This window comes from Niallia sp. FSL R7-0648, from assembly GCF_038007005.1.
Lineage (GTDB): Bacteria > Bacillota > Bacilli > Bacillales > Cytobacillaceae > Niallia > Niallia circulans.
In genome coordinates this window covers 720,921-732,698 of record NZ_JBBOWE010000001.1, presented here as the reverse complement: position 1 = coordinate 732,698, position 11,778 = coordinate 720,921, and the positions used below count along the sequence as shown (strand labels likewise).

10 protein-coding genes are annotated in these 11,778 nt (G+C 36.7%); 1 reads left to right on the top strand and 9 read right to left on the bottom strand.

Annotated elements, in window-relative coordinates:
- Nucleotides 1–5: 5 nt before the first annotated feature.
- The 6 genes from argJ to NSQ89_RS03535 all read right to left on the bottom strand — a co-directional run bounded on the left by argJ (nucleotide 6) and on the right by NSQ89_RS03535 (nucleotide 6,880).
- Nucleotides 6–1,232 (bottom strand): bifunctional ornithine acetyltransferase/N-acetylglutamate synthase, encoded by a 1,227-nt coding sequence (argJ, locus tag NSQ89_RS03560; protein WP_144545354.1) that lies wholly within the window; start codon nucleotides 1,230–1,232, stop codon nucleotides 6–8.
- A 21-nt stretch (nucleotides 1,233–1,253) separates the two neighbouring features.
- Entirely contained in the window at nucleotides 1,254–2,288 is a 1,035-nt protein-coding gene (gene argC, locus NSQ89_RS03555) for an N-acetyl-gamma-glutamyl-phosphate reductase (protein ID WP_095321648.1), read from the bottom strand.
- Between the two features lie 547 nt (nucleotides 2,289–2,835).
- On the bottom strand, nucleotides 2,836–3,552 hold the full coding sequence (locus tag NSQ89_RS03550) for a LutC/YkgG family protein (RefSeq protein WP_047942488.1): 717 nt from the start codon (nucleotides 3,550–3,552) through the stop codon (nucleotides 2,836–2,838).
- Complete coding sequence (locus NSQ89_RS03545) at nucleotides 3,552–4,979, bottom strand: LutB/LldF family L-lactate oxidation iron-sulfur protein (RefSeq protein ID WP_251688816.1); 1,428 nt, start codon at nucleotides 4,977–4,979, stop codon at nucleotides 3,552–3,554. The genes NSQ89_RS03550 and NSQ89_RS03545 overlap by 1 nt, the downstream gene beginning before the upstream one ends.
- An 18-nt stretch (nucleotides 4,980–4,997) precedes the next feature.
- Nucleotides 4,998–5,717 carry a (Fe-S)-binding protein gene (locus NSQ89_RS03540; RefSeq protein WP_047942491.1) on the bottom strand — a complete coding sequence of 240 codons (720 nt, stop codon included), beginning with the start codon at nucleotides 5,715–5,717 and terminating at the stop codon, nucleotides 4,998–5,000.
- Between the two features lie 434 nt (nucleotides 5,718–6,151).
- Complete coding sequence (locus NSQ89_RS03535) at nucleotides 6,152–6,880, bottom strand: FadR/GntR family transcriptional regulator (protein ID WP_047942493.1); 729 nt, start codon at nucleotides 6,878–6,880, stop codon at nucleotides 6,152–6,154.
- A 254-nt stretch (nucleotides 6,881–7,134) separates the two neighbouring features.
- On the opposite strand from NSQ89_RS03535, the gene NSQ89_RS03530 reads away from it, so the two are divergent.
- Nucleotides 7,135–8,820, top strand: coding sequence for an L-lactate permease (locus tag NSQ89_RS03530; RefSeq protein WP_061797477.1), 1,686 nt, complete (start codon nucleotides 7,135–7,137; stop codon nucleotides 8,818–8,820).
- 54 nt (nucleotides 8,821–8,874) lie between these two features.
- Here NSQ89_RS03530 and NSQ89_RS03525 read toward each other — a convergent pair whose 3' ends face one another.
- The 3 genes from NSQ89_RS03525 to NSQ89_RS03515 all read right to left on the bottom strand — a co-directional run bounded on the left by NSQ89_RS03525 (nucleotide 8,875) and on the right by NSQ89_RS03515 (nucleotide 11,687).
- On the bottom strand, nucleotides 8,875–10,140 hold the full coding sequence (locus NSQ89_RS03525) for a molybdopterin molybdotransferase MoeA (protein WP_341132254.1): 1,266 nt from the start codon (nucleotides 10,138–10,140) through the stop codon (nucleotides 8,875–8,877).
- A 103-nt stretch (nucleotides 10,141–10,243) separates the two neighbouring features.
- Nucleotides 10,244–11,245 (bottom strand): GTP 3',8-cyclase MoaA, encoded by a 1,002-nt coding sequence (moaA, locus tag NSQ89_RS03520; protein WP_047942497.1) that lies wholly within the window; start codon nucleotides 11,243–11,245, stop codon nucleotides 10,244–10,246.
- 133 nt (nucleotides 11,246–11,378) lie between these two features.
- Nucleotides 11,379–11,687, bottom strand: coding sequence for a metal-sulfur cluster assembly factor (locus NSQ89_RS03515; RefSeq protein ID WP_047942498.1), 309 nt, complete (start codon nucleotides 11,685–11,687; stop codon nucleotides 11,379–11,381).
- Nucleotides 11,688–11,778: the final 91 nt, after the last annotated feature.

The window sequence follows — 11,778 nt, the reverse complement described above, 5'->3', positions numbered from 1 at the left end:
TCACCTCAAGTTCTGTAGCTGGCATTTATCTTGACATAATCATAAGATAAATCGCAGCCCCAGGCTTTTCCTTCGCCTTTGCCATTATGCAAATCTACAAATATCTGAATAAAATCTTGGTTTAAATACTCGATTGCCGTTTGTTCTGAAAACGACTGTGGTTCACTTTCCTTAAGCATAAGGATATCGCCAATCGCTATGTCTACTCTTGATGGATTAACGGCTGTTTTTGTTTGACCGATAGCGGTGATAATTCTTCCCCAGTTAGCATCTGATCCATAAATTGCAGTTTTCACTAAATTAGATCCTACTATTTGTTTAGCAATAACGCGTGCTTCTTCGTCATTATTGCTTCCTGAAACCTTTACTTCAATTAGCTTTGTTGCCCCTTCACCATCTTTAGCAATCTGTTTAGCCAGACTCTCACATGTTGTAGATAAAAGCTCCAAAAAGACCGGATAATCAGGATGTTCTTCGGTAAGAGGTTCGTTTTTTGCCATGCCATTTGCCAGTACAAGGACTGTATCATTTGTAGAAGTATCTCCGTCTACTGTAATTTGATTAAAGGTAGTAGGAATCACCTTACTTAACGCAGCTTGAAGAACTTCCGATGGGATGGCTGCATCTGTCGTAATAAATCCAAGCATTGTTGCCATATTAGGATGAATCATACCAGATCCCTTTGCTGTTCCTCCCATCGTAACAGTTACCCCCGCAATAGTTGCAGAAAAGCAGCATTTTTTCATTACTGTATCAGTTGTCAAAATGGCTTCTTGAAATGCTTCTGCATTTTGTGGAGTGGAATGAAAGATTAATTGATTAATTCCTTCTTTTATTTTATCCATTTGCAGATATTCACCAATTACACCTGTTGAAGAAACTGCCACATATTCTTCCTTTATTTGAAGATAAGTTGCCATAATTTTTCTCATTTCGTAGGCATCCTTTAAGCCTTTTTCTCCTGTACAGGCATTTGCACAAGCACTATTTACGACAATTGCTTGAATTCGTTTTTCTTTGGCAATAGATTCCTGCGTTACTTTTAATGGTGCAGCTTGAAAGTGACTTGCTGTGTATACAGCGGCACAATTTGCTGGAACGGCACTTACTATTGCGCCAATATCTTTCTTGTTGTACCGTAGTCCAGCATGAACACCTGCAGCTTTATAGCCAATTGGTGTTACTATACTCCCATCCTTTATTTCTTCTATATGGGATTGAATATTATTCATAATCTGCACGTCGGCTCCTCCTTATGGGTAAAGCGGCAGAAACTGCAAACCAGCTGTTTCCTCATAGCCATTCATAATATTTGCGTTTTGAACGGCCTGACCCGCAGCCCCTTTCATTAAATTATCAATAACCGATACAATCGTTATCCTGCCAGTCCGTTCATCCACATTTATTCCAATATCACAAAAATTAGAGCCTGTAACTTCTTTTATCGAAGGATAGGTATGAAGTGGTCTCACTCGTACAAAAGGACTGTTTGTATAAATTTCTGTATATAAACCATGGATTTGCTCATTTGTGACACTTTTACTTAAAGTAGCATATATAGTTGCCATTATTCCTCTGCTTGCCGGCAAAAGATGGGTAGAAAAAGTAATAGCTTTCGACTCAGAATTCCAATCAGCTAACTGCTGCTCTATTTCTGGAATATGCTGATGTTCATTCACTTTATAAATTTTTAAATTTTCGCTCATCTCAGCATACATATTAGCCCTTGAAGGACTCCTTCCCGCTCCAGAAATACCAGATTTAGCATCCACTATAATACTATTTGGCAATATCATGTTTTCTTTTACTAGGGGTGCTAATCCTAAGAGCGTAGCAGTCGGATAACATCCCGGATTAGATATTCTCGTACTGGAAGCAATGTTTTCTTTATTCCATTCAGAAAGCCCATAAACAAAGCTATTAATAAGGTCTATGGAAACAGGCTCCTTTTTATACCATTTCTGATAATCGTCTGTATTCCTTAAGCGAAGATCTCCAGATAAATCAACCATTTGAATCTCTTTATCTGCGAATTCTTGAACCAGCTTTCCAGATACACCTGTAGGAGTAGCAAAAAAAACAATATCGCATTCTTTTGCTATTTTTTCTGGATTAATTGGTTCTAGTTTGTTTTCCATTATATTAAATAAATGAGGATATTCATTCCATACTGGGACTTCATCTCTTGTTGTATGTACAGACTTAATTGTGAATGAAGGATGACTATGCAAAATTCTGATTAATTCTGCACCACCATATCCTGTTGTACCGATTATAGATACTTTCATAACTTCCTCCTTTCGACTATAAATGTATATTTAATCATTTTTATTTATATTTATTAATCTAAGATTCTCTTATTATAAAAACTACTGCATATAAAATCAACACTTTTTCATAAAAGTAATAGTTTTCTTATTTTTCTGATAATTAATAAGGTATATGGGGATAATATTTTCTTTGATTGGTGAAGAATAATTAAGAAACAAAGCGGATTTGAATTAGACAAAAATATTAACATCAGAAATTGCAAATTTTTTTAGCTTGCATACATGCCATTTATAAAGCAATTTATCAAAAACAAAGCAGCCAAAATACACTTAGACTCCTATGTAAGCTTGAGAAACATTCTAGTCTTCGAAAATACTCGAGTGACTACCGAAAGGGAAGTGTATTCAGACTGCTAGCACTAAACAGCAAACTTTATAAAAACATGCTAATCAAAAATTCATCTCTCATTTTCTTCCTAAAATTACGTCAATAGAAATTCATTTAACAACATCATCATATGAGGGTTTTATCTCATGGTGTCAGAAATTTTCACAAAATGCTTATCTATAGATCTTCTACCACAATATAGGCAGCTTTTACAGGGCCATGGACACCAACCACTAAATCCATTTCAATATCTGCCGAGTTACTTGGCCCTGTAATATAATTAATACAAGACGGGAGTACTTCTCCGTTTTGTACTTTTTCCCGTAAAACTTTTGCTGCTTGAGTCATTCTTGGCACAATTGTACTTTTTGGAACGATTACAATACTATTTATAGGTAAAAAACTGACTGTTCTGCCACGATCTTTTCCACTATACACAACAACTGTACCTGATTCCGCTAACGTAAGTTCACTTATGGTAATCCCTATATTCGCCTGTTCTGCTTTGGAAATATTTTCTTTTCCTAAAGAGGCATCCCATTCAAATACATCGATATTTTCATCAGGCAGTTTCTCTTTAAATAGTGATTCTAATCCATATTGCTGATAACGTGGATCCTTCCAAGTAACAACCTTTCCTCCGCCAAACTCTTTTATTAAATGATGAAGTGTATGCTTCAATTCCTTTTGTGAAGTAATGACTAAATCTGTATGAATAAGTGTGCATTGGGATTTTAATACTTCAACTAACTCATCCTTTGTCGCATCTTTAAGCACTTCTTCTTGTGGGTAATAATTCCATTTCGGCCTTTCAAGTTTTGTTTTTCTTTGTCTGCCTAATCTCGAGGCAATGGTTTCAAGAAAAGCATCTCTATTGTGAATTGTTCCTGTCATTATTGTCCTTCCCCCTTCTCTCGATTCTTGAACCAATCACGAAATCTCTCTTTATTTGGGGCAGGAAGATCACGAATATCTGTCCATTCTTTTAACATTCCGATCCCTTTTGTAATTTTGTCTCCTTTTACTAATGGTTTCGTCACAGCTGGTGCTATTTTCGAGCCTATATTATACAGCTTTGGCGAAGAAGCACCGATGCCAAATGCTTTGAATATCATTTTTTCAGAAATGGGGGCTTTCCCTTCCTTTTCCACAATTACTTGTCGATGCTTATGGAGCAGCTCATGAAGCGGAATTTTAACTGGGCATGCATCTGTACATGCTGCACAAAGAGTAGAAGCATAGGGAAGCTCTTTATATTCTTCGTATCCGCCTAACAGTGGAGAAAGTACTGCTCCAATTGGTCCAGAGTAAATAGAGCCATAGGAATGTCCACCAACCTGTCTATATACAGGGCAAACATTTACACAGGCTGCACAGCGAATACATTGGAGAACAGATTGAAACTCTCCACCTAAAATATCTGAACGTCCATTATCTACAATCACTAGATGAAAGTCCTCTGGTCCGTCCACATCCCCAGCTTCTTTTGGACCCGTTAATGTTGTTACATAACTTGTAAGCTTTTGGCCAACGGCACTTCTTGTCAACATTCCCACTAATACTTCCATTTCATTAAAAGTGGGAACAATGCGCTCCATTCCCATTACGGCAACTTGTGTTTTTGGAAGAGCTGCAACTAAATCGGCATTACCTTCATTTGTTACGAGTGTAATCGAACCTGTTTCTGCTACAGCAAAATTGCAGCCTGTAATTCCCATATCTGCAGTTAAATATTCATTTCGAAGTACTTGTCTTGCATGCCATGCTAATTCTTCTGGTTTTTCTGTATTTGTATAGTTTAATTTTTTTGTGAATACATCCCGGATTTGTTCTTTATTTTTATGCAATGCCGGAACAACAATATGAGATGGAGGATCATGGTCATCTACTTGCAGAATATATTCCCCTAAATCGGTTTCAATTACTTCACACCCTGCCTCTTCTAACTTTTGATTTAACGAAATTTCCTCTGTTACCATTGACTTTGCTTTTACTACTTTTTTCACGTTTTTATCTATTGCCACTTGTTCAATATAGGCACTTGCCTCTGCTGCAGTTTTTGCAAAATAGACATGACCGCCACGTTTTGCCACCTGTTCGCTTAATTCATATAAATAATAATCCAGATTTTCTAAAACATGCTGGCGAATTTCTTCCCCGTGCGAACGCCATTCCTCCCAGTTTCCCATCGCCTCTGTCACATTATTTTTTCTCGTTTGAATCGTTTGCTGTGCTTTGGAGACAGCCCCACGCATAAAGTCATTTTCTAGTTCTGTCGACACTCTATCTTTAAATTTTTGTGAACTTGTTTTCATCGACATAGCTTATCATCCCCTCTGTTATGCTCGACTATTTAAAATTTCTGCTATATGTAATGCTTTAATTGGTTTACCCTTTCGATCAATTCTTCCCCCAATATTCATCAAGCAGCCTGCATCTGCACTAACTACATACTCGGCATTCGTTGATTCTACACAGGCTACTTTTTCGTCCACCATCTGCTCAGATATTTGCCCCATTTTCACAGAAAAAGTTCCTCCAAAACCACAGCAATTTTCCTTTAATGGTAATTCCGTATACTCTACTCCTTTCACATTTTTTAATAGCTTAATAGGAGCCTCTTTAACCCCTAGTAATCTCGTCATATGACAGGATGTATGGTAGGTAACCTTCCCCTTGAAAGTTGCACCTACATCTTCTACTTTTAAGACATCTACAATAAACTGTGTTAGTTCAAAAGTTTTAGCGGCAAGTTCTTTTGCAATCGGCTCCCATACTGGATCCCCTTTAAAAATATGCTGATACTCATGGAACATATAGGCACAAGAACCAGAGGGGCAGACAATATACTCTGCATCTTGGAAGGATTTCATCATTGTTTTCATCACTTCCTTTGTTTCCTTTACATACCCACTATTATAAGATGGCTGCCCACAGCATATTTGTGTCGTAGGAAAATCGATTTCACATCCCAGTCTTTCTAACAATTCAACCGTTGCTTTCCCCACATCACTTTGAAACATATCAACTAGACATGTAGCAAATAATGTCACTTTCATCCTAAATATCCCCCTTTTTAAGAATAAATGTACTACCCATTTGATGTTTATATTCCTATGAACAGGTCATCAGATGACTTGTTTACAATAAGACTGACTCACGATAAATAGATAAAAAGAGTTACATACTTTCCCCCTATTTGATTTTGCTTATTTAGACTACTTCCCAAAAATTAGTAGATTTTAGAAAAATGAATTAGTTGGAAGGTTAGAACAACCAGAACACAAGCATACTCAGCTGGGATTAGTGAGACATTTGAGATTATGTATGTCTAAATAAACAGCGGTTTATACCAAGTCCTATATATTTTATGTTCCATCCTCATTACAGTAATTTTAAATAAATATTTCCATGAAGCGTTTTCATTAATATAGACTTTGTCGCTAAAATTTGCAAGAATAAAAAATGCAAATATCAATTTTCCAATAGCGGATCATACCTTCTGTTCTTTTTCAGCAAAATACTTTTGAAGCACTGCTTCTACCTTTTGTAAATGATAAAGCATCGCCTCACTCGCTTTTTCCGCGTTTCTTTCTAAAATAGACTCATAAATAGTAAGATGTTCCTCATAAAGTCGTTCCGTTGTTGTTTGTTTAGAAAACAGCCATAAACGTCTTGTTTCTTTCATTGCTTCCTGCATAATATCCGAAACGTTGAGCAATAAATTTACCAGTAAAGGATTTTGTGAAGCTGCTGCTACGCCTAAATGGAAGTTTAAATCTGACTTTTCACCTAATTCTTCTACTCCATTTGCCTGTTTCATTTCTTCTAGCGCCTGTTTCATTTTTTGCAAATCTTCGTTTGTACGTTTATTCGCTGCTGCAGCTGCAGCACCTACCTCCATAATCCTTCTTACTTCAAGGAGGTGATTTAGATCTTTTTCCTTCATCAAAATTGCTGTAGGAAAAGAAAAAGAAATTTGATCGGCTTCAAACCTTTTCACATAAGTACCTTCCCCTTGCTTCATTTCAATTAAACCTTTAGCTTTTAATGCGGAAAGTGCTTCCCTAACGGCTGAACGGCTTACTTGGAAGTTTTCGGCAAGCTGCTGTACAGATGCCAACTTTTCTCCAGGCTTTAAAGCTCCTGAGCGAATTCCTTCATGCAAGGCTTCTGCAATTTCTTCATAAATTTTTTTTGGGCGGATCTGCTTAAATTCCATCGTTCTACCTCCAACGCGTTCATCCTTTTTATTGTTATTATACTGCTAAAAGTTACATTTTGCATAAAAAAAGACATAATATTGTCAATTTTATGTTGTTTTTTAAAAACTCTCATTTTATAATAGGTTCATCGAGTCATCAGATGACCTAATATTTTACAATTTGTTTATGATAACGATTACTTCATCTGATAATTTAGATCAAACATTCATTAGAAAGAAATCGTAAGTAGAAAATTAAGGGGGCTGAAATAATGACGTTTACTCAAGACTTCACCGCTGTTGGCGACAATTTAGCATTATCCGCGATAGTTGCCGTAATTCCAATCTTATATTTTTTTTGGGCACTTGCCATCAAACGCATGAAGGGACATATGGCTGGAATTACAACCCTGCTTCTTGCTTTACTCCTTTCCGTAACCGCTTTCAATATGCCTATTGGAATGAGTATTATGTCTGCGAGCCAAGGCATTGTTTATGGCTTATTACCTATTGGCTGGATTATTGTCACGTCAGTGCTTTTATATAAATTAACAGTGAAAAGCGGACAATTTTCTATCATACGAAATTTTATTTTGTCTATTACAGAGGATCGTAGACTTCAAGCATTGCTTGTAGCTTTCTCATTCGGGGCATTTTTAGAAGGCGCTGCTGGCTTTGGAGCACCTGTTGCTATTTCTGCTGCTCTTTTAGCTGGATTAGGCTTTAATCCATTATATGCTGCAGGCATCTGTTTATTAGCTAACACGGCACCTGTTGCATTCGGAGCGATAGGTATCCCAATTACTGCTGTTGAGGGACCAACTGGTATTCCGGCTTTTGAAATATCTAAAATGGTTGGTCGACAATTGCCTTTTATTTCCGTATTCATTCCGTTTTATCTTGTAATTATTATGGCGGGTTTTAAACGTGTATGGGAAGTACTTCCCGCTATTTTAGTATCAGGTATATCATTTGCACTTACACAATATTTATCTTCTAACTTCCTCGGACCTGAATTGCCTGATATTTTATCTGCGTTAGTTTCCTTATTTGCATTAGTTATTTTACTAAAGTTCTGGAAACCAAAAACAATTTTCCGATTTAAAGGTGAATTAGAAACAGCCGCTTCAGCTGAGATAAAAAAAGCTCCAGATCCTACATACTCTCCTGGTCAGATTTTTCATGCATGGTCTCCTTTTTTAGTATTAACTGCTTTCATTTCCCTTTGGGGGATACCTGTTATAAAAAATGCACTAACTGGCCATTATGAAGGGACAAATTTTATTTTAAAAGGTATTAATGGGTTGGGGGAACGATTGACTTTTCTGCCAGAAGTTCCATTACTTAACAATAAAATTATTAATGGCACTGGTGAAGCAGTTGCAGCTATTTTCAAATTAGAAGTGTTAGGAGCTGCCGGAACTGCCATTTTATTTTCTTGTATTGTAACAAAATATATTGCCCGCCTTTCTTGGAAAGATGTGTATGCTACAGCAAAGGAAACCCTTCACGAGTTAAAATTTCCAATTTTAACCATTTCGTCTGTAGTCGGTTTTGCCTATGTAACAAATGCCTCTGGTATGTCGACAACACTTGGAATGACCTTAGCTAAGACAGGAGCTTTATTTCCATTCTTTTCTCCCGTATTGGGTTGGCTTGGTGTATTTATTACTGGTTCTGATACATCTGCCAATTTAATGTTTGGAAATCTGCAAAAAGTAACTTCATTGTCTGTTGGTATGGATCCTGTCCTTGCTATTGCAGCTAACTCAAGTGGAGGAGTTACAGGAAAAATGATATCTCCACAATCTATCGCTGTAGCTTGTGCAGCTGTTGGTCTTGCTGGTAAAGAATCCGAGCTACTACGCTTTACCTTAAAACATAGTGTATTCCTACTATTAATAGTATGTCTCATTACTTTCCTGCAACACAATGTACTTTCTTGGATGATCCCTTAAAAAAATTAAAAAGAAGAGCAGTCTCTTAGATGAAAATGCTCTTCTTTTTCCGATCTACAATAATAATTGATTCTGAACCTCTTCCAACAGTATTACCTTTACTATATCCCCACATTTGTATCCAGATTCCCCTCCTGGCAAAATTGTAAGCCCATTGGCAGATGCCAAACTACTAACAATATTTGATTTGTCCATACCGCTAGTCCGAGTTTCTATCTTTCCATTTACAATAGATACCCTACTTCTAATAAGTCGAGTAAAGGAATTGGCATCTGGGAAATTCTCTTTTAATACCGCGTCCACAATAGGTAAGCGCGGGTTTTCTATAAATAAAAGGCTTTTTATGATCGGATTTGTAAATAACTCAAAACCAACATAGCAAGCAGATGGGTTCCCTGAAAGTCCAAATAATAATTTACCATTTAAATTCGCTACCGTAGTGACACTGCCAGGCCTCATTGCAATTTTATTAAAAAGAACTTCTGCTCCAAGCTTACGGTAAATTTCTGGCAATAAATCATAATCGCCAACTGAAACACCACCTGTTGTTATCAACATATCAACCGAATCTATTTTTTGGCGAATAGCTTCAAAACTTATTTCCATGACATCTGGCAACTTGCCGAAATAGCGAGGAACCGCTCCTGCTCGTTCAATTTGTGCTAGTATCATATAGGCATTGCTGTTCCTTATTTTTCCTTCCTCCAGTTCCTCATGCACTTCCAATAATTCCGTTCCAGTTGCAAATAAACCTATAGTTGGTTTTTTGGCAACTGGAACTTGTTCTATACCAAATGTTGCTAAAACCGCCACTACTCCTGGATTGATTTTAGTTCCTTTTTTTAATAAGACTTCCCCCTTTTTTACATCCTCTCCTTGAAAAGAGATATTTTCTCCTTTATGTAACATATGATCTATTTTTATATATGATTGGCGATTTTTTTTCCGCTCTACCGTCTTCTCAAGCATGACTACTGCATCGGCATCACGTGGTAACATGGCTCCTGTCATAATCCTGATTGCTTGGTACTCACCTATTTTTTTGGTCGAAACTTGCCCAGCACCAATTTCATCAATTATTTCAAACTCAACAGGCATTTCATATGATGCTCCATTTGTATCCTTTGCTCGTAATGCAAATCCATCATAGCTGGAACGATTAAATTTAGGCACATCATGTATTGCTTTTATATCTTCACTTAAATAACGGCCATTGCAATGATAGATTGAAACATATTCCTTTTCTCCTTCTCTCTTGTGTTCCATCACTCTGCTTATTGCCTCTTCTATTAGGATAGGAACTCTATTTTCCACTGTCATCGACTTTCACTCCTTATTTCCATGAACCAAAAAGAATGATGTATATCCTTCCACCATTCCTCCAAATCTCTTCTGTTCATTTTGTCATTTAATCTGCGGCATTCTATCCGCCTATATAAGACATTTCGACTTTTTTTCGCTGTTTTACTGTTTCTTCCGTTCTTTCATCGGAATAACGATCCCTTCTTTGTTCCCAAATGTTTTTTATAAAGCCTTCTAAAGCTGAATCATCCGCTCCTTCTCTAAGAAAATCACGAATATTATGGCCATTCCCATTAAAAAGACAGGTATATAGTTGGCCATTTGCAGAGAGCCGCGCTCTTGTACAGCTAGAGCAAAACGATTCGGAAACGGAGGTAATGAAGCCGACCAGCACATTTGCATCCTTATATTTATACTTTTTAGCTACTTCCCCAAAATAATCAGCCTCTACAGGCTCCAATTCAAAAGACTCTTGTAATTTCGCATATATTTCTTTTTTGGTAATAACATCTTTCATTTTCCATCCGTTAGTACTGCCAACATCCATATATTCAATAAACCGAAGTTCTAGCTCATTTTCTTTACAGTAGGTTGCCATTGGAATTATTTCAGAATCGTTCATTCCTTTTTTGATTACCATATTGATTTTTATACCTAAGCCAGCATTCTGGGCTGCCTCTATCCCTTTTTTTACGGGAGCAGCTCCTACATTGCGCCCATTCATCTGACCAAACAATTCATCATTTATACTATCTAAACTAATATTTACGCGCTTAAGACCAGCCTGCTTTAAATCATGGGCATATTTAGGAAGAAAGATTCCATTTGTTGTCAATGCAATATCCTCTAGACCTTCCAGTCGAATAAGCCTGTCAACTAGCACTGGCAAATCCTTGCGTAACAATGGTTCTCCACCAGTTAAGCGAATCTTCTCGACTCCCAATTCTACAAATATCTTGGCAATTCTTTCTATCTCATCATAAGTTAATAATTCACTTGGAGGAAGAAAGGGATAATCTGGACCAAATATTTCTTTCGGCATGCAGTATTGACACCTTAAATTGCAGCGGTCAATCACACTAATGCGCAAATCTCTTAATGGACGATTTAAAAGATCCTTCATATCATTCTCACTTCCTTTTCCTATACATTCACCAAAATTCCACTTTTATATTTTTATCATACCATTTTTCATAATATACAGTATATTAAAAACAAAGAAAAAAAGAAGGTTTCCCTTCTTCTTCACTCCCTGTTTATCGTACACCTAAGGCAATTTTTGCATATCTGGACATTCTATCTTTTGTCCAAGCTGGCGACCAAACGATATTTACTTCTGTGTCTTTAACTTCTGGAATATCTGTTAAAGCTGCTTTTACTTGATCCACAATAACGCCTGCAAGTGGACATCCCATTGCTGTTAGCGTCATGGTTACAACCAATAATCCATCTTCATTCAGCTCTAAGTCATAAACTAATCCTAAGTTTACAATATCAATTCCAAGCTCTGGATCGATAACAAGCTCTAGTGCACCCATTATACTGTCTTTTAATTCTTCATTCATTCAAAGGCACCCCTTATTTTTATTTATGGTAAAACGTATTTAAATATCTTCTAAAAAAGGAAGCTTTATCTTTATAGTTACACTATAACAA

Bases quoted from the DNA above. Each gene is read 5' to 3' on its own strand.
- argC (WP_095321648.1), bottom strand. From the start codon at position 2,288: ATGAAAGTATCTATAATCGGTACAACAGGATATGGTGGTGCAGAATTA.
- NSQ89_RS03530 (WP_061797477.1), top strand. From the start codon at position 7,135: ATGACGTTTACTCAAGACTTCACCGCTGTTGGCGACAATTTAGCATTA.
- argJ (WP_144545354.1), bottom strand. From the start codon at position 1,232: ATGAATAATATTCAATCCCATATAGAAGAAATAAAGGATGGGAGTATA.
- NSQ89_RS03515 (WP_047942498.1), bottom strand. From the start codon at position 11,687: ATGAATGAAGAATTAAAAGACAGTATAATGGGTGCACTAGAGCTTGTT.
- NSQ89_RS03550 (WP_047942488.1), bottom strand. From the start codon at position 3,552: ATGACAGGAACAATTCACAATAGAGATGCTTTTCTTGAAACCATTGCC.
- NSQ89_RS03525 (WP_341132254.1), bottom strand. From the start codon at position 10,140: ATGACAGTGGAAAATAGAGTTCCTATCCTAATAGAAGAGGCAATAAGC.
- NSQ89_RS03540 (WP_047942491.1), bottom strand. From the start codon at position 5,717: ATGAAAGTGACATTATTTGCTACATGTCTAGTTGATATGTTTCAAAGT.
- NSQ89_RS03535 (WP_047942493.1), bottom strand. From the start codon at position 6,880: ATGGAATTTAAGCAGATCCGCCCAAAAAAAATTTATGAAGAAATTGCA.
- NSQ89_RS03545 (WP_251688816.1), bottom strand. From the start codon at position 4,979: ATGTCGATGAAAACAAGTTCACAAAAATTTAAAGATAGAGTGTCGACA.
- moaA (WP_047942497.1), bottom strand. From the start codon at position 11,245: ATGAAGGATCTTTTAAATCGTCCATTAAGAGATTTGCGCATTAGTGTG.